The sequence below is a fragment of the Arthrobacter pascens genome, from assembly GCF_030816475.1.
GTDB lineage: Bacteria > Actinomycetota > Actinomycetes > Actinomycetales > Micrococcaceae > Arthrobacter > Arthrobacter pascens_B.
Genome location: NZ_JAUSXF010000001.1, coordinates 3654762 through 3671642, shown reverse-complemented (window position 1 = coordinate 3671642; position 16881 = coordinate 3654762). Strand labels below are relative to the sequence as shown.

Annotated in this window: 14 protein-coding genes and 1 tRNA gene; 4 read left to right on the top strand and 11 right to left on the bottom strand. The window is 64.3% G+C overall.

Annotation, left to right across the window (positions count from 1 at the left end):
• Positions 1 to 741 (bottom strand): response regulator transcription factor, encoded by a 741-nt coding sequence (locus QFZ40_RS16760; protein WP_306905765.1) that lies wholly within the window; start codon positions 739 to 741, stop codon positions 1 to 3.
• A 692-nt stretch (positions 742 to 1433) separates the two neighbouring features.
• Between QFZ40_RS16760 and QFZ40_RS16755 the strand changes: the two genes are divergently transcribed.
• The gene (locus tag QFZ40_RS16755) at positions 1434 to 2300 is read left to right on the top strand and encodes a winged helix-turn-helix domain-containing protein (protein ID WP_306905764.1); all 867 of its coding nucleotides are present in this window, start codon (positions 1434 to 1436) and stop codon (positions 2298 to 2300) included.
• Positions 2301 to 2585: 285 nt separating this feature from the next.
• Complete coding sequence (locus QFZ40_RS16750; RefSeq protein ID WP_306905763.1) at positions 2586 to 3113, top strand: SixA phosphatase family protein; 528 nt, start codon at positions 2586 to 2588, stop codon at positions 3111 to 3113.
• A gap of 29 nt (positions 3114 to 3142) precedes the next feature.
• Here the strand turns inward: QFZ40_RS16750 and QFZ40_RS16745 are convergent, their stop codons facing one another.
• Positions 3143 to 4051, bottom strand: coding sequence for a LysR family transcriptional regulator (locus QFZ40_RS16745; RefSeq protein ID WP_306906966.1), 909 nt, complete (start codon positions 4049 to 4051; stop codon positions 3143 to 3145).
• A gap of 72 nt (positions 4052 to 4123) precedes the next feature.
• Between QFZ40_RS16745 and QFZ40_RS16740 the strand changes: the two genes are divergently transcribed.
• On the top strand, positions 4124 to 5161 hold the full coding sequence (locus QFZ40_RS16740; protein WP_306905762.1) for an EamA family transporter: 1038 nt from the start codon (positions 4124 to 4126) through the stop codon (positions 5159 to 5161).
• 549 nt (positions 5162 to 5710) lie between these two features.
• Here the strand turns inward: QFZ40_RS16740 and QFZ40_RS16735 are convergent.
• From QFZ40_RS16735 to QFZ40_RS16715, 5 genes are all read right to left on the bottom strand, one after another.
• Positions 5711 to 6364, bottom strand: coding sequence for a TetR/AcrR family transcriptional regulator (locus QFZ40_RS16735; RefSeq protein ID WP_306905761.1), 654 nt, complete (start codon positions 6362 to 6364; stop codon positions 5711 to 5713).
• Positions 6361 to 8397, bottom strand: a complete 2037-nt coding sequence (locus QFZ40_RS16730) for a YhgE/Pip domain-containing protein (protein WP_306905759.1) — start codon at positions 8395 to 8397, stop codon at positions 6361 to 6363. Before QFZ40_RS16730 ends, QFZ40_RS16735 begins: the two co-directional genes overlap by 4 nt.
• The gene (locus tag QFZ40_RS16725; RefSeq protein ID WP_306905758.1) at positions 8394 to 9086 is read right to left on the bottom strand and encodes an ABC transporter ATP-binding protein; all 693 of its coding nucleotides are present in this window, start codon (positions 9084 to 9086) and stop codon (positions 8394 to 8396) included. The genes QFZ40_RS16730 and QFZ40_RS16725 overlap by 4 nt, the downstream gene beginning before the upstream one ends.
• Positions 9087 to 9190: 104 nt before the next feature.
• Entirely contained in the window at positions 9191 to 10642 is a 1452-nt protein-coding gene (locus QFZ40_RS16720) for a dihydrolipoyl dehydrogenase family protein (RefSeq protein WP_306905757.1), read from the bottom strand.
• Positions 10643 to 10884: 242 nt separating this feature from the next.
• A tRNA-Arg gene (locus QFZ40_RS16715) sits at positions 10885 to 10958 on the bottom strand.
• A 274-nt stretch (positions 10959 to 11232) separates the two neighbouring features.
• Between QFZ40_RS16715 and QFZ40_RS16710 the strand changes: the two genes are divergently transcribed.
• Positions 11233 to 13059 carry a phosphoenolpyruvate carboxykinase (GTP) gene (locus QFZ40_RS16710; protein WP_306905756.1) on the top strand — a complete coding sequence of 609 codons (1827 nt, stop codon included), beginning with the start codon at positions 11233 to 11235 and terminating at the stop codon, positions 13057 to 13059.
• Between the two features lie 124 nt (positions 13060 to 13183).
• Here QFZ40_RS16710 and QFZ40_RS16705 read toward each other — a convergent pair whose 3' ends face one another.
• The 4 genes from QFZ40_RS16705 to QFZ40_RS16690 all read right to left on the bottom strand — a co-directional run bounded on the left by QFZ40_RS16705 (position 13184) and on the right by QFZ40_RS16690 (position 16844).
• A complete protein-coding gene (locus QFZ40_RS16705; RefSeq protein WP_306905755.1) occupies positions 13184 to 14344 on the bottom strand; it encodes a globin domain-containing protein in 1161 nt (386 codons plus the stop codon).
• Positions 14345 to 14467: 123 nt separating this feature from the next.
• Positions 14468 to 14917: an RrF2 family transcriptional regulator gene (locus tag QFZ40_RS16700; RefSeq protein ID WP_306905754.1), complete on the bottom strand. Its 450-nt coding sequence runs from the start codon at positions 14915 to 14917 to the stop codon at positions 14468 to 14470.
• Between the two features lie 14 nt (positions 14918 to 14931).
• Positions 14932 to 15420 carry a hypothetical protein gene (locus QFZ40_RS16695; RefSeq protein WP_306905753.1) on the bottom strand — a complete coding sequence of 163 codons (489 nt, stop codon included), beginning with the start codon at positions 15418 to 15420 and terminating at the stop codon, positions 14932 to 14934.
• Between the two features lie 5 nt (positions 15421 to 15425).
• Complete coding sequence (locus QFZ40_RS16690) at positions 15426 to 16844, bottom strand: phosphomannomutase/phosphoglucomutase (protein ID WP_306905752.1); 1419 nt, start codon at positions 16842 to 16844, stop codon at positions 15426 to 15428.
• Positions 16845 to 16881 lie beyond the last annotated feature (37 nt).

Below are 16881 nucleotides of genomic sequence, written 5' to 3'. Positions count from 1 at the left end.
CTATTCCGCCGGCTTGATAACGTACCCGGCACCCCGCACGGTGTGGATCATGGGAGGGTGCACGGCGTCCACCTTTTTGCGCAGGTAGGAGATGTAGAGCTCCACGATGTTTGCCTGCCCGCCGAAGTCATAGTCCCAGACGCGGTCCAGGATCTGCGCCTTGCTGATGACGCGCCTGGGATTCTCCATGAGGTACCGGAGCAGCTCGAACTGGGTGGCCGTCAGCTGGAGTTCATGGCCGGCCCGGGTCACCTCGCGGGTGTCAACGTTGAGGACCAGGTCTCCCACCACCAATTCGGCGGTATCCATTGCGGCTACGCCAGACCGCTGCACCAGCCGGTGCAGCCGGAGCAGGACCTCTTCCATGCTGAACGGCTTGGTCACGTAGTCATCGCCGCCGGCCGCCAGGCCCACGATTCGGTCCTGAACGGCGTCCTTGGCGGTCAGGAAGAGCGCAGGGACCTCCGGCGCAAAGGCACGGATCCTGCTGAGCAGCTCAACGCCGTCGAACCCCGGCAGCATCACATCCAATACCAGGACGTCCGGGCGGAAATCCTTGGCGAGTTTCACGGCCTCGGGGCCGTCGGCCGCTACGGCCACAGACCAGCCAGCCATGCGCAGGCCCATGCTCATGAGTTCTGAAAGGCTGGGCTCGTCGTCCACCACCAGGGCGCGGATGGGGGAGCCGTCCGGGTGGGCGAGTTGCGGAAGGTTATTGGTCATGGAGTGCGAAGTGGCCATGGGACAACTCTCCGATCTGAGGGTTAGCCCCCGCTTTGGGCTTCCTGTGCGCAAGCTGTGAATCCCAGCCTAGCCAGCTGGAAAGGTGCGGCGCCGCGTTCTCAAGCCCGTTCCAAGGGCAGCGCAGCAGGCCAGATGATCCTCAGCCCCGCCCGCGGGGCCTGCAGACTGAGGTCGAAGGGGAATTATTTTTGTCCAGATCGCGGCACGGCTGGACACAGCTCGAATATAGGCGGCGAATTCCGGCAATCGAACGCTCCATGAATTGAACCCGGAAATGGCGTCCTCTTGTCGAATAATATTCGCCTAAACCCTGTTTTCAACCGGTCGTTCTGGAAAACAACTGTTATATTATCTGGGTCCGCAGAATCGTGATCTAGAACACATTCAGAGATTTCGTCTCACGATGCGGACCGCCTCGTCCATTGTTACTTGCAAGTTCGCATTGTTACGTTGCACACTTCTTACTGTGAACAAGTACTCAACAGCACCTGCAGCCGCAGAATATTGGCCCAGCACACCCGCTGCTGCCGACATGCGCTGTTGTCGAATGCACGCCTGACCTTCATACCCCAGGAAGTTCTTAGGCATTCGCCCCCCAGCCCAGTGTCGGGCGCCCTCCCCAGGTCTCATTGCGGGGAACACCAGCATTCGAGCCGCGATGACGGCCATTCACATTGAGGTAAGCATTCATGTCAGTTGCATCCGGATACGTCCACATCTCTGTCCGTAACGCCAACAAGTCCGGCCAGCCGTCGGGTCTCCGCCAAGGCTTTGGTGCTCGCCCGGCGTTCGCCCCGGCAGCCCCCGGCACCAGCTTCCCTGCCCCGGGCTACACGCCGCAGGGCTACAACCCCAACTCCTACGGGCAGCTCCGGGCAGTCCAGCCGGCAGAAGTCTCACCCCTGACGGCTCCCACTCCGGTAGTGGCAGGGCCCAACGCTGTTCGCCCGGTGGCCAATGACAACGTAGCCAGGGGCTTCGTGCTGTACATGGGCATCGACGAGGAGACGGCCGCGGCCGCCGGAACCTCCATCGCCAAGCTCGCCCAGGAAATCCGCGCCTACGCCCAGTCCCTGGTCACCGGGGCGGAGAGCTATGCCGCAGTCGCGGTGGCGCCCGCCGGCACTCCCGGTTCCGCTCTCGACGTCGTCCGTTCCACTTTCGGTGACCCCACCGTGAACGCACGGCAGCGCACCGAAGCCTCCCGGCTGCAGCAGGCTCAAGACCCGCGTCCGTCAGGCGTCCTGATCGACCTCGCCCGGCGTGAAGTGCACCTTGATGGCGAATCCCTGAACCTGACGTTCAAGGAGTTCGAACTCCTGAACTACCTCGTGGAGAACGGCACCCGCACCGTGGGTCGCGACGAGCTGCTCGAGGGACTGTGGCGCAATGCCGAAGAGGTCCCCAACGAGCGCACCATCGACGTCCACATCCGCCGCCTCCGCTCCAAGCTTGGCCGCCTCGCCAACACCGTTCGTACCGTGCGCGGCCAGGGATACCGGTTCTACGAGCACCCCGAAGTTGTGGTCTGGGCCGCTCCGGAATACTCGATCTAGCTCTTAGCAACGCGGAAAAGCGGCATTTCGCCGTGCCTTAGACACCTCCTTCGTTCCTCAGTCGGCGATGCGGCACTACGCGAAATGCCGCTTTTCCGCGTCGGAGCCGTGAGCATGTGTCTCCGCGGCTGATGGGAGTGCGTCGGGTGTCACTCCGGGCAGCCTTTTGGCATGCCCGTGCTGACCCTGGCCGGTCATTTCGCGGGTCCCTGCCTCTGCGTCCAGCCGTAAGCGTGCTCTGCGTGACGCGCGGGCAGGCTCGACGGCGGCATTAGGCTTGGGGGCATGAGCGACCACCACATCAAACGCCTGGTGATCATGCGCCATGCCAAGGCGGACTGGCCCGGCGGCATCGAGGATCATGAGCGGCCACTGGAGGAACGCGGCCACCGGGAAGCGCCTCTGGCCGGGAAATGGCTGGTCAAACACAACATCGTTCCCGACTTCATCCTGTGTTCGAGCGCGCTCCGGACGCGGCAGACGTGCACGTGGGTGTGCTCGGAACTCGGTGACAAGGCCCCGACGCCGAAACTTGAGGACGGCCTGTATGCCGCCTCAGCCCTGCGCATGCTCACGGTGGTCAACCATGTCCCGGACACTGTCACCACGCTGATGCTGATCGCGCACATGCCAGGAGTGCAGGATCTCGCCATGCACCTGGCCTCGCGCGACTCCGACCATGACGCCTATATGGATGCTGCCACCAGGTATCCCACCAGCGCGCTCACAGTCCTCGAAACGGAAAAATCGTGGTCTGAATTGGACGGCCAGGACGCCAGGCTCACCAGATTCAAGGTTCCGCGCGGGCACTAGCTGCACGTGAGCGGGACTGGCGTCTACTGTCATTGATTGGGTGAGCCGGCGATCTCCCGCAGCAGACCCGCGACGTGGCGGATCCCCGGGCTCGCCGTCATGGTCCTGCGGTGCACGATCCCCACATGGCGCACCTGCATCGGGTTGACCACAGGCACGGAAACCACGTCCGGCGGAAGGCCTGGCCTGCCGAGGCGGGGGACCAGTGCCACGACTGCAGCCTGGTCCACCAGCGCGATGTGGGTGGCGAAGTCCGGATCGTAGACCCTGATGTCCGGCACCCGGCCCAGGTCTGCGAAGATCCGCAGCAAGGCTTCGTTGCAGATGGCCCCATGCGGTGTACTGACCCAGCGCTCGTCCAGCAGGTCTGCCGGTTCCACCGCGGCCTGCCCGGCCAGCGGATGGCTGCGATGCACCAGCAGGTCCGCAATGTCCTCGCACAGCCACTCCAGGCTCATGTGCTCCGGGATCACCAGGGGAACCGAATTCCAGTTATGCACCACACCCAGGTCAGCTTCGCCGTTGGCAACACGCGCCACAGCTTCACGCGGATCCTCGGCCAGCACGCTGACCTCCAGCTCGGTTTCGGAAGAGGCCAGCCTTCCGAGCATCGGCCCCACCAGCCCGCGGCATGCCGTGGAAAAGGCAACCACCTTCAGGCGCCCGCTCGGCTTGGCCGGGTCCGCCAGCAGCGTTGAGTGCAGTTCCTCAAGCTCGGCTAGGATCCGGCGGCCGTAGGCGGCCAGGGCCAGCCCGCGCTCAGTCAGCAGCACGCCCCGGCCGCGCCGCTCCAGGACAGCAAAACCTGTCTGCTTCTCCAGCTTCTTCACCTGCTGGGAGACTGCGGACGGACTGAAGCCCATGATTTCCGATGCAGCTATGACAGAACCGTGCTGCTCTATAGCCGTGAGGGCGCGCAGGGAACCAATGTCGATCATGAAGCAAACGTACATGATGAGGTGCAGAATACAACGCTGGTCCTTCATTGGGTACTCTGCGAAAGTAGCACTGTGAGCATTCGCCATTCCCTCCTTGCAGCCTTGGTCGCCGTTCTGTGGGGCCTGAACTTCGTCGCCATCGATTTCGGCCTGCATCCGGATGGCCGCAATGTTCCGCCGCTGCTGTTCGTCGCCATGCGGTTTGTCCTGGTGGTCCTACCCTGGATCTTCTTCATCAGGAAGCCGGACGCCAGCTGGAAGGCGATCATCGGCGTCGGGCTCTTCATGAGTGCCGGGCAGTTCGGGCTCCTCTACCTCGCGATGGCGCTTGGCATGCCCGCAGGTCTTGCTTCACTGGTGCTGCAGGCACAGGTGCTGCTCACCGTCCTGCTGGCCGCCGGGTTCCTCGGTGAGAGGCCCAGCGGCCGTCAGCTTGCCGGCGTCGTGCTTGGCGTCGCAGGACTGGCCGTGGTGGCCGTGGGGCGCAGCGCAGTGGCTCTGATACTTCCGCTGATCATCGTGCTGGCGGCAGCGCTGTCATGGGCCGCCGGCAACATCATTGCCCGCAAGGCGAAGGCGGCCTCGGGGCTGGGGCTGGTCGTCTGGTCCGGGGCCGTGGTGCCGCTGCCCCTGGCGGGACTTTCGCTGATCATTGACGGCCCCGCGGCGGTCCTGGGAACGCTCGGTGACCTGCAGCCCGCAACCATCCTCAGCGCGTTGTATACCGCCGTGTTCGCGTCGCTGGTGGGGTATGGAATCTGGAACCGCCTGCTGGCCAGCTACCCGTCGTCGGCTGTGGTTCCGTTCACGCTGCTGGTGCCTGTGGTGGGGATGAGTGCTGCATGGCTGGCACTGGGGGAGGTGCCGGCGCCTGCCGAACTGGCCGGTGGGGGGCTCCTCCTCGGCGGAGTGGCGACGGCGGTACTCACCCGGACCGGTGCGCGGGCTCAGCGACGGGAAGCTGTTTTGGAACCGGGTTTCGGCGCGGGCTTGGCGGCCGGTTTGGACGCTGACGTGGTCCTGCCTGCCGTGGAGGCCGACGACGCCGGCCGCTTTGCTGCCGCAGCGGGAGCCCGGGCAGCGGGGTTGCGGGAGCCGGAAAAACGCTGAGCGGGGGAACCCTGGGGATTGCTGCGCTGGGAGTTGGCGGGCTGCCGGGTGCCGGCTCCCTTGGCGCCGGTCCTGGCCGCGGGTCTGCGGACGGCAGAAGGTGGCCGGCGGCTGGCGGATTTTTGTCGTGAGGGCCGGAGGCGCTTGCCGGCAGGCCAGACGACGCCCAGGAACAGGACCACCAGCGTGGCCATCGCGGAAGCGGCCGCGAGGTAGAAGTAGATATCCGAATCCTTGCTGGTTACCGCAGTGCCCAGGGCGGCAGCATCCTGGTTGAACGCCAGGCCCCACATTCTCAGGAACGCGATGGAGAAACCGAGGGACATGCTGGTGCCTGCACCGGCGGCCACCACGGCAAGATAGCGCCGCCGTGCGAAAACCTCGGTCACCGCCGCGACGTAAGCCACGGCCACTAGGCCCAGGAACGTGAACATCACGGGCTCTTCGAGCGTGACAGCCGTGAGCACCAGCATCCCAACGGCAGCCAGAGCAGCTCCGATGGCAACTTTTCCGCTATTCCCCATGGGGCAATCATCTGCGAGGAGAAAGCTACTGCCTCACGTAGCCGCGCATGATCGTCATGATTGCTGCAACACTTTGGTCACGGGTCCGGTCAGGGTGATAAGTCTGGCGGTCCAGTCCCACCACAAAACAGGCACCGAAGATGGCCGTCTCCAGGCTCCCGCGGGCGATGGACTCATCCACGGGATACACAGCAGCCACCCGACCGATGGCCGCACCGATGATGTCGAGCAACTCGGCCCTCAGCACCGCAAACGTGTCCTGCCATTCACTGGGTATCCGCCAGTTTTCACTCACCCACAACCGGGCAAACGACGGGTACTCCGCCATGAAATCCATGGCCTGGCCGATCATCGCCTCCATGGCCAGGAGCGGATCCTGTCCCGGGCTGCCTCCCGGGGCGGCCTCGCCAGCACTGCTGCCAGCACTGACCAGCCGGGCCTTGAGGATGTCCACGCCGTGGCGGAGCAGTTGTGCGATGAGGTCAGCCTTGCTGCCGAAGTTGTAATAGACAGTGCCCTTGGACACCCCGGCTGCGGCCGCGATCTCGTCCATGGTCACTCCGGCGGCACCCCGTTCGCCGATCAATTCCATGGACGCCTCGAAGAGCTTCTGGCGGGTGACGTTGGTGCGCGCGGGGCGAAGCTCCCTCCCGTTAGGTCCTGGCGGCCGGGTGTTCATACCGCAATCTCAGGCTTGAGCGTCTTCAGGGTCCAGAACTTGTGCTTCCGTACCGCCAGCGTTGTCATGGCCGCACCCAGCACGGTGTAGCCCAGCAGGCCCAGGACGGTGGGCAGAATCATGGACAGGTCGGCGCCGTAGATGAGGTGCCGCATGCCTGTGACGACGTAGCCCATGGGCAGGACCTCGTGGACCACATGCAGGGGCTGCGGCGTGGTCTGCCAGGGGAAGGTGCCGCCTGAGGACACCAGTTGCAGCACCAGCAGGATAAGTACCACCAGCTTTCCGGGAGATCCCAGCAGGGCAACCACGCCCTGAATGATGGCACTGAACGCCATTGCTGCGGCCAGCATGAAGAGCCACATCAGCACGGGGTGCGCCGGGTTGAGTCCCAGTCCCAGGTCCACAACGAGGGTCAGCAGGGTTGCCTGCACCACTGAGACCGCCAGGAACGGAAGCCAGCCCCCGACGGCGATTTTCCAGGCAGGGGCGTTTGACGCCAGGGCCCGCTGGGTGATGGGCCGCATGGCCTGGATCAGCATGAAGATCCCGATCCACAGTGCGAGGGTCAGGAAGAACGGGGCCAGCCCCGCACCATAGGAGCCTGCCTTCGCCTGGGAGACATTGCTGACCGCCACAGGATCGGCGATCACCTCGGAGAGGCTGCTTTTCTGCGAGTTGTCAGGGTTGGGCACCTGGCCCGTGCCCTTCGCGATTTCGTCGGCAAGGGTCCGGGAGCCCTCCGCGGCAGTTCCGGCGCCCGCCTCAAGCTGCGCCGCTCCGGCGTCGAGCTTCCGCGCGCCTTCCGCGAGCCGGCCGGCTCCGTCCAGGGCAGCCTGCTGGCCGGTGGCCAACGTTGCTGCCCCGGTGTGGAGCTGGTTGGCGCCGCCGGACGCCTGGGCAATGGCGTCCCTCAGTGCGGGCGTGGCGGCGGCGAGCTGTGAAGCACCAACACTCACGGCCTCGGAACCGTTCGCAAGCTGCTGGATCTGCGCGGCGTCGGTCTGGATTTTGGTCTTCGCGGCCGCCACCGGGCTTGAGGCCGCCACAGTGTCAAAGTCGGCAAGGATCTTGTCAGCCTGCTCCTGTGTGAGGACCCCGGAGGCGATCAGCCGGTTGTTCGATTCGATCACACGGGTCCGAAGCCCCTGGTCGGCGGCATCGAGCTGGGCCACCACGTCCTGGACCCGGGAGTTCAGCTGGGCGTTTCCCGTGGCAACCTGTGCCGCACCGTTGGCGAGCGTCTGCGAGTCAGTGGGCAGCGTGGCCGTTTTGTCCTTCAGGGTCGACAGGCCGCTGCTCAACTGGCCGGCGCCGTCGGTGAGCTCGTTGGCGCCGTCACGCAGTTTCAGCTGGCCGGCGTACAGGTCACCGGCCCCGGTGCTCAAATCGGTCGTGCCCTGGTGCAGGGTGGTGGTCCCGTCGCGAAGGGTGGCCACGCCGTCGGCTAACTGTCCGGCACCATCGGCTGCCTTGAGCATCTGCGCGTGGATGGTGCCAAAGCCGGTGAGCAGCTGGTTTGCTGTCTCCTCACCCACGTCCTTGGCTACGGTGTTGTGCACGGCAGTGGTCAGCTTGTCCACGACGGTGCTGAGGAGGTAGTTGTTGGCATCGTTGGTGGTGACGTCAAGCATGGCCTGGCTCGCTGAATCGAAGCTGCCGGGCGAGACGAGGTTCTTGGAGAAATCCTGCGGAATCTTCAGGGCAAAGGCGTACTTCCCGCTACTGACTCCCTGGTCGGCTTCTTCGGCAGTGGAGACCGACTTCCAGTTGAAGACGTTCCCCTGCACCAGGCTGTCCGCCACCTTGGTGCCGGCCTGGAGCCTGGTGCCGTTGCTGGAGGTCGCCCCGGTGTCCTCGACCACGAGCGCGGCATCGATTTGGTTCAGGTTGCCGTACGGATTCCAGTTGGCGTAGAGGTACACCGCCCCGTAGAGCAGCGGCACCATAATCAATGCCAGGATGGTCAGCTTGGGCAGCAGCCCGCCGGTCATGCGTTTGAGTTCGGAGCGGGCCAGCCGCAGAACAGTCACTTGGCGTCCTCAGTTTCGAGTCGGAGTTCATTGTCTGGTGCAAGCGCCGGCGTACCGTGCGGGCTGTGAACCGAGTTGCCGATGACGGCGGCTGGACCGGTCCACTCCGGCGGGAGGGCAGAAACGGTGACGACGACGGCCAGCGGCCGCCCGCCGTCGTACGCCAGCCGCTCAAGCCGGGGGAGCCAGTCGGAAGAATGGGAACTATGCCGGTCCGGGGAGTCCACAACGAGAAGGTCGGCATGCGGGTTGGCCAGCGCCAGGGCGGTAAGGAGTTCCATTCGCCGGTCCGGGGGGAGCTGTTCCGTCCAGAGGTCCGCGATATCCTCGAAGCTGTTGACTTTTAGCCAGGGCTTGCTGAGCAGTGCGCCCCGGTAGCGGCGTGGGATCAGGGCAAGGTCCTCTGTGACGAGGTCGCGGACGCTCAGGTGCTGCTCGGGCTCGTTGACCCCGGGTGAGTCGACCAGGGCACTCGCCAGGCGGAGGGAATGCGTCTTCGGGCTGCCGTCCCAGACGATTCGGCCGCCGCTGGATTTCATTCGGGCGCTGAGCGTGAGGGCCAGCGCCGTCCGCTGATACTGGCGTTCGCCTGCAATGAGGAGCAGTTCGCCCCGTTCGACCTGCAGCGAGGTGGGCGGAAGCAGATCGTCCCGCCGGCCTTTCACGTGGAGCTGCTGTACGGAGAGCAAGGATGGCCTTTCGCAGGGAATGTTCCGCCCTGAGTCTAACTGAACTGACCGGTCAGTTCAAATAGAGAGCCCGAGCTCAGCCGCCAGCTATCCCTCGGCGCGAGTCAGAGGCCGTATTTTTCCAGCAGCCTGAGCCAGACTTCGCTGACAGTCGGATACGAGGGCACTGCATGCCAGAGACGGTCCAGCGGGACCTCGCCCACCACCGCAATAGTGGCAGCGTGCAGCAGCTCCGCCACGTCCGGACCCGCGAACGTGGCACCCAGCAACACCTTGCGGTCCTCGTCGATCACGAGCTGCGCCCAGCCTTCGTAGTGCTCCGAATGGAGGGAAGATCCTGCCACTTGTATGGGAAGCTCCACCGAGGAAACGCTATAGCCGTCCTTTTCGGCCTGCTCCACTGTGCGGCCTACTGTTGCCAGTTCCGGATCGGTGAACACGACGCCGGGCACGGCGTGCTGGTTGGCCGTCTGGGCGTAGCGGCTCCACTCCGCCGGGGCGCCGTGCAACTCCCCCTTGGCCCGGGCTGCGATGGCGTCTCCGGCGGCCCTTGCCTCGTACTTGCCCTGGTGCGTGAAAAAGTTCTTTCCGGCCGCATCGCCAACGGCATAAAGCCAGGGTTCGTCGCGGGCTCCGTTGACAAGGCCCGAGGAATCGGTAGTGAGCTTCAGGGGCTGACCGTCAGGTGCCGCGAACCCCACGCTCTCCAGCCCGAGTCCTTCAAGAGCGGGATGCCTGCCGGTGGATACCAGGACCTTGTCAGCCGTAACCTTCGATCCATCGCCCAGGGCCAGGGTGAAGGTGCCGTCGCCGTTCTCGCTGACGCTGTCAGTTGAGGTGTTGAGGTGGAGCTCCACGCCGTCCGCACGAAGCCCGGCGGCTACGAGCCTGGCCGCTTCCGGGGGAAAACTGCCCAGCAGCCTGCTCCTGGCCACGAGTGTCACGTTCGAGCCCAGCCTGGCAAAAGCCTGGGCCAGTTCCGTCCCGGCCACTCCGCCGCCCAGCACCGCAAGCCGGGCCGGAATTTCCTTCGCCGAGGTCGCTTCACGGGTTCCCCAGACCTGGAGATCAGCGAGGCCGTCGATGGGCGGGATGTTCGGTGTGGAGCCGGTCGCCAGGACGACGGCGTGACGTGCCGTGAGCTGGTAGGAGTTGCCGTCCCGGCCCGCAACCTGAAGAGTCCGTGGAGCTGTGAGCCAGCCGTGGCCCCGGATGAGCTCGATGCCCGTCTCCTCGACCCACTTCACTTGGCTGTCGTCCTGCCAGTTGGAGGTGAAGTAGTCGCGGCGTTTCAGCACGGCAGCGACATCCAGCGTCCGGGTTACTGCCGCCTCCGCACCCGGGACAGCCTGGGCTCCATGAAGCGCGGTACCGGGCCGGAGCAGGGCTTTAGACGGCATGCATGCCCAGTAAGAGCATTCGCCGCCCACCAGTTCCGCCTCCACCAGAACGGCTGTCAGGCCGCCCTGGACCACGCGGTCCGCCACATTTTCCCCGACAGCGCCGGCTCCGAGCACGATGACATCAAATTCGCGTTCCAGGGGCTCAGGCGTCATGGAAACAGCCTACGCCGGGTGGCCTGGGACCCCGGCCGGCCTTGCCCGGGAAAGCACGCGTCGGGCTGCGCAACTCTTGGCGGGGCCCCGCCCTGGGCGGCATGTGCCCGGCCGGTCGGAGCCGGCGGAGCTAAGGGGCCCGCGGAAGTTTGTGACAAAAAGTGACACATTCACGACAGGGGGAGTCCGTCAGCACATGCAAAAAGGTCCGCACCGGGGAACCGGTGCAGACCTTTGATCTGTGCGCCCAAAGGGATTCGAACCCCTGACCTTCTGTTCCGTAGACAGACGCTCTATCCAGCTGAGCTATGGGCGCATATTGTGTCTCGCGGAGTATCTCTCTCCCCGAACCTCGAATAACTTTACGCGAGGGGTGCCTGTACTGCCAAATCGGAAGCGTGTAATGTAGGCGACTAGACCGGTCTAGGTGACCTTCATCACTTAATCCCCGGGTTTGGGAAGCTTCTTTGTTGAATTTACGCGGATTCCGGATGAAATGCCTGCCAGTTGGCCAACCGGACCCCAGAAACAGCCGTTCCCCGGCCCATAGCATTTAGCTCACACCGATGAACCCGAGGAAGGGAACCGCAATGGGCGATCTGGCGCAGAAGCCGCAGCTTGAGAATGCACCCACCACACATGCCGCCCTGCTGGCATGGGTCGAAGAGGTTGTTGAGCTTACACAGCCGGACCGTATCCACTGGGTTGACGGATCCGAAGAGGAAAACCGACGCCTGACTGACGAGCTCGTGGAAGCGGGAACGCTGAAGCGCCTGAACCAGGAGCTGTTTCCCGACTCGTTCGCCGCGTTCTCTGATCCGGCAGACGTGGCGAGGGTCGAAGAGCAGACCTACATCTGCTCCGAAAAGGAGCACGACGCCGGCTTCACCAACAACTGGATGGCTCCGGCCGAGATGAAGCAGAAGCTGCGCAACCTGTTCGCAGGCTCCATGCGCGGCCGCACCATGTACGTCATCCCGTTCGTCATGGGCCACCTGGACGCCGAAGACCCCAAGTTCGGCATCGAAATCACCGACAGCGCCTACGTTGTTGCTTCCATGCGCATCATGGCCCGGATCGGCACCGACGTCCTGAACCGCATCACCGAGACCAACGCGTTCTTCGTGCCGGCTCTGCACTCCCTGGGTGCGCCGCTCGAAGCCGGCCAGGCTGACGTGCCGTGGCCGTGCAACCCGGACAAGTGGATCGTGCACTTCCCCGAAGAGCGCTCCATCTGGTCCTACGGCTCCGGCTACGGAGGAAACGCCCTGCTGGGCAAGAAATGCTACGCCCTGCGTATCGCGTCCGTGATGGCCCGCGACGAAGGCTGGCTGGCCGAGCACATGCTCATCCTGAAGCTGACTTCCCCGGAGCAGAAGACCTACTACATTTCGGCAGCCTTCCCGTCCGCCTGCGGCAAGACCAACCTCGCGCTGCTTGATCCCACCATCGAAGGCTGGAAGGTTGAGACCCTGGGTGATGACATCACCTGGATGCGTTTCGGCAAGGAAGGCGAGCTCCGCGCAGTCAACCCTGAAGCCGGTCTCTTCGGTGTTGCCCCCGGAACCGGCTGGGGCACCAACCCCAACGCCATGCGCGCTATCGCCAAGGGCCACAGCATCTTCACCAACGTGGCGCTGACAGACGACGGCGGTGTGTGGTGGGAAGGTATGACCGAGGAAGTTCCCGCGCACCTGACAGACTGGCAGGGCAACTCGTGGACGCCCGATTCGGGCAGGCCGGCAGCACACCCCAACTCGCGCTTCTGCACACCGATCGACCAGATCGACATGCTGGCTGAGGAGTACAACAACCCCGACGGCGTGGAACTCTCCGCGATCCTCTTCGGCGGCCGCCGCAAGACCACCATCCCCTTGGTCACGGAGGCACGCAGCTGGTCCAACGGCATCTTCATGGGCTCGACGCTGTCCTCCGAGACCACTGCCGCCGCAGCCGGCCAGGTTGGCGTGGTCCGCCGCGACCCCATGGCCATGCTCCCCTTCATCGGCTACGACGCCGGGGATTACCTGAACCACTGGGTCAACCTGTCCGCCAAGGCCAATCCGGAACGCCTGCCCAAGATCTTCCTGGTCAACTGGTTCCGCCGGAACTCCGAGGGCGGCTTCGCCTGGCCCGGATTCGGCGACAACGCACGCGTCCTGAAGTGGGCCATCGAACGCCTCGAGGGCAAGGCCGACGCCGTGGAGACACCCATCGGGTTCGTTCCCACCGGTGATTCCATTGACCTCAAGGGCCTGGACATGACTCCGGCTCAGGTTGAGGAGGCCGTCCGTGTCGATCCGGCCGAGTGGGCCACCGAGCTTGCTTCGATCGAGGAATGGTTTGCCAACTTCGGGGAGTCACTGCCCGAGGCACTGAAGTCCGAGCTGGCCGGCCTGAAGTCCCGCCTGGGCTAGCCCACCGCCAGAAAGTACGACGGCGGCCCCGCACCTTTTCCAGAAAGAGGTGCGGGGCCGCCGTCGTTCTTGCGTTGACGGTCGTTTAAGCCTGGTGCTTAAACGACCGTTTACGCATCTCCAATCAGGAAGCCAGCCAGATGTCCGGTCCAAAAACCTCGTAGTGGATGCGCGTGGCAGGGATGCCGGCGTTTATGGCTTCGTTGCGGATATTTTTCATGAACGGCAACGGCCCGCAAAGGTAAAGGGATGCGTCGGCCGGCAGATCCACTTCGCGAAGGGACATGAACCCCTCGAAGGATCCCGCGCGCGGTTCTTCGAGCCAAAGCTTCAGTTCCGCACCTTCCAGGCGTTCGACGTCGTCAGTCATCTGTCCGCGCAGCGCCCAGCTGTCCAGTGTGCTTTCGGCGTGAAGTACCAGCACTCTGCGCCCGGATCCGGATTCGGCCAGAGACCGGAGGATGGACGCCGTGGGGGTGCAGCCGATGCCTGCCGAGGCCAGGACAATCGGGCCCTCGCCTTCCCTCAGGGTGATCTCGCCATACGGATTGGAGATTTGCAGTACGTCGCCCACCTCTACTGAATGGTGCAGGACAGGGGAAACCTCTCCGCCGTCGTCGAGCTTGGTGGTGAAGGTCCTGCTTGTGCCGGCGTCGCCGGAGAGCGAGTACTGGCGGACCTGGTGCAGCCCCTCCGGGAGCTTGACCTTGACGCTGACGTATTGTCCAGGAAGGGCCGGAGTGATCGGGGTGTCGTCGGCGGGCTCAAGGGTAAAGGTCATGGCGCCTGTGCCCGCCGGGGCCTTCGCGGCAACCCGCCACGGCGACCACATCTTGCTGTTGGCCTGGATGGAGTAGAGATCCTTTTCGATCTTGATCAGGGCGTCGGCCATCAGCCAGTAAACCTCGGTCCAGGCTTCGGCTATTTCCGTGGTGATCACATCGGCCAGGTCCTCGGCAATCGCGGCGAATAAATGCTCATATACCACCTGGTATTGCGGCTCCGTGATGCCCAACGAGGCATGGCGGTGGGCGATGCGGGACAGCACGGCCTCGGGGAGGGAATCGGGATTGTTGACCAGGTGCGCGGCGAAGGTGGCGATGCTTCCGGCCAGGGCCTGCTGCTGGTTGCCCGAGCGCTGGTTGGAACGGCTGAACACGCCGTCCAGCAGCTCAGGGTGGGCGGCGAACAGCCGGGCGTAGAACTTCGGTGTGATCGCCCCGATCCGCGATCCGACCAGCGGCAGTGTTGCCTCAATGACAGGGCGGGATTTGTCTGAAAGCATGTGTGCTCCTGAGCTAAGGGACCGGGGCCTTTTGTCCGGCCTGGAGAAAACCAATATCTCAAGTACTAGTTTTCCTACTCCCAGTTCTACTCCCTGTAGAAGACGTGCGCAAATCCAGCGACGCTAGAGTCCGGGGCGCAGCCCGATCAGCTGGAAAACCGGAGTCATCTGCTGCGAGTGAGGCAGGTCTGCCACCACTACGTCGTCCAGTTCCCGGTAAAACGCCTCACGGGCACGTCCCAGCGCAAGCCGCAGCCTGCATTCGTTGATCAGCGGGCAGTTTCCGTTCGGCGTCACGCAATCGGCCGCGTCCTGCCGGGTGTTAAGCTGCCGCAGCATCTGGCCCACGGTGACCTGACGACCCTCCGGGCTGAGCCGCGCTCCGCCGCTGCGCCCGCGCTCCACTTCGATGAGGCCCAGGTTGCGCAGCTTTGCCATGGCCTTGCTGACGTGGTTGTACGGCGTGCCTATGGCGTCGGCGATGCTCTGTGTCGTGAGGAGGCTGCGGCCGGGGGCGGAGGCCAGCACCATGAGGGCCCGGAGGCTTACATCTGCAAAGGCGTTGATTTTCATGAGGCCGGGCTGGTCTAGTCCACCCAGATGGCGGGTTCGTTGGTGTCAGCGGCGAGCTGGCCGAATTCCAGTTCATGGCTGGCGGGATTGGCGGCGTAGGGGAGCACTACGGCGAAGACGGACCCGTCACGGTGCTCTGCGGCCACATGAATGGCATCTGACTCTTCCTCCACAAGGAGGATGTCGCAAACCACGGCGGTCGCCCTGAAGTCGGCCCGGTTCTGGCGGAGCAACTGGGTGAGGTCTTCGATCATGGTGTCCGCATCGAAGTCGGCGTCGGAATCTTGCGCGGTATCTGCCGGAGTGACTGCCATCAGGCGGACTTCGCCGTCGTTCTCCACTACCAGGGCGAACGGCAGGAAACCGCCGTTGCGCTGCAGCTGTTCCTGCGCCGCGCCAACGCCGGTGCCTAACAGGTTCTCCAGGTCCGTTGCCGCAGCCTCGGGGATGGAGTCCCGCCAGGAGGATGCCGCTGCAGGGCTGCCGGCCGGATGATCAGTCACGTTGATTAGCCCCGGACGAGCGACAGGACGCGGTCCCGCACGCGTTCCATGGTTTCCCGGTCAGTGGCTTCGGCGTTCAGGCGCAGGAATGGTTCCGTGTTGGACGGGCGCAGGTTGAACCAGTAGCTGCCGTCGTTTGCCGTGAACGTGCTGCCGTCCATGGTGTCGACTGTGATGTCTTCAGCGGCGAAGTCTTTGCGGACACGCTCCACTGCCGCGGCCTTGTCCTCGATCTCGGAATTGATTTCCCCGGAAGAGACGTAAGGCTCGTACTCACGGCCGAGTTCGGAAAGCGGGCCGTCCTGTTCGCCGAGGGCTGCCAGCACGTGCATGGCGGCCAGCATTCCGGTATCGGCGTTCCAGAAGTCGCGGAAGTAGAAGTGCGCCGAGTGCTCGCCGCCGAAAACTGCCCCTTCCTCCGCCATGACTGCCTTGATGAAGGAGTGGCCAACACGCGTACGGACCGCACGCCCGCCGTCGTGCTCCACAAGTTCCGGCACGGCACGGGAGGTCAGGAGGTTGTGGATGATGGTGGGGTTGGGCTCACCCTGCGCCTGGGCGCGCGCGATCTCGCGGCGCGCCACCATGCCCGTGATGGCCGATGGCGAGACGGGGTGGCCCTTTTCGTCGATGACGAAGCAGCGGTCGGCATCGCCGTCGAACGCCAGGCCGATGTCTGCACCCTGCTCAATGACGGCCGCCTGCAGGTCGCGGAGGTTCTCCGGTTCCAGGGGGTTGGCGGGGTGGTTGGGGAAGGAACCGTCCAACTCGAAGTACAGCGGGGTGATCTCGAACGGCAGCTTGGGCAGCAGGGTATCGCCGAGAACCGCAGGGGTGGTGAGGCCGGCCATTCCGTTGCCGGCGTCCACCACGACCTTGAGCGGACGGGAACCGGACAGGTCCACGAGCTCGCGCAGGTACTCGGCGTAGTCCTTCAGGACGTCCCGGACACCAATGAGGCCGCGGGTGGCAGCTGCCGGAATGGAGCCGTCGTTGAGGTACTGCTCGGCGAGGGCCTGGATTTCCTTGAGCCCGGATTCGGATGAGATGGGCTGTGCCCCGGCTTTGGACATCTTGATGCCGTTGTATTCGGCGGGGTTGTGGCTTGCGGTGAAGGTGGCACCGGCTGCGTTGAGGGAACCGCATGCGAAGTAGAGCTCATCGGTTGAGATCAGGTCCAGGAGCTCGACATTGGCCCCCCGGATGGCGGCGCCGTCAGCGAACGCCTTGCTGAACTCAGGGGAGGAGGGGCGCATGTCGCCGCCCACCAGGACAGTCTGGCCTTCGAGTTGCAGTACGTCCACGAACGCGGCTCCGACGGCTTCGACGATTTCAGCGGTGATGGAATCACCCACAATGCCCCGGACGTCGTAGGCCTTGAAGGATGCCGAGAGGTCAAAAGTCTTTGTCTGTTCGCTAGTCACGGGTCTTATCTTACGTGGATGCGCGGTGATCGCTGTG

What these genes read in the sequence shown, in the direction of transcription:
- QFZ40_RS16760 (WP_306905765.1), bottom strand. Translation starts at nt 741, where the DNA reads ATGGCCACTTCGCACTCCATGACCAATAACCTTCCGCAACTCGCCCAC.
- QFZ40_RS16755 (WP_306905764.1), top strand. Translation starts at nt 1,434, where the DNA reads ATGTCAGTTGCATCCGGATACGTCCACATCTCTGTCCGTAACGCCAAC.
- QFZ40_RS16750 (WP_306905763.1), top strand. Translation starts at nt 2,586, where the DNA reads ATGAGCGACCACCACATCAAACGCCTGGTGATCATGCGCCATGCCAAG.
- QFZ40_RS16745 (WP_306906966.1), bottom strand. Translation starts at nt 4,051, where the DNA reads ATGATCGACATTGGTTCCCTGCGCGCCCTCACGGCTATAGAGCAGCAC.
- QFZ40_RS16735 (WP_306905761.1), bottom strand. Translation starts at nt 6,364, where the DNA reads ATGAACACCCGGCCGCCAGGACCTAACGGGAGGGAGCTTCGCCCCGCG.
- QFZ40_RS16720 (WP_306905757.1), bottom strand. Translation starts at nt 10,642, where the DNA reads ATGACGCCTGAGCCCCTGGAACGCGAATTTGATGTCATCGTGCTCGGA.
- QFZ40_RS16710 (WP_306905756.1), top strand. Translation starts at nt 11,233, where the DNA reads ATGGGCGATCTGGCGCAGAAGCCGCAGCTTGAGAATGCACCCACCACA.
- QFZ40_RS16705 (WP_306905755.1), bottom strand. Translation starts at nt 14,344, where the DNA reads ATGCTTTCAGACAAATCCCGCCCTGTCATTGAGGCAACACTGCCGCTG.
- QFZ40_RS16700 (WP_306905754.1), bottom strand. Translation starts at nt 14,917, where the DNA reads ATGAAAATCAACGCCTTTGCAGATGTAAGCCTCCGGGCCCTCATGGTG.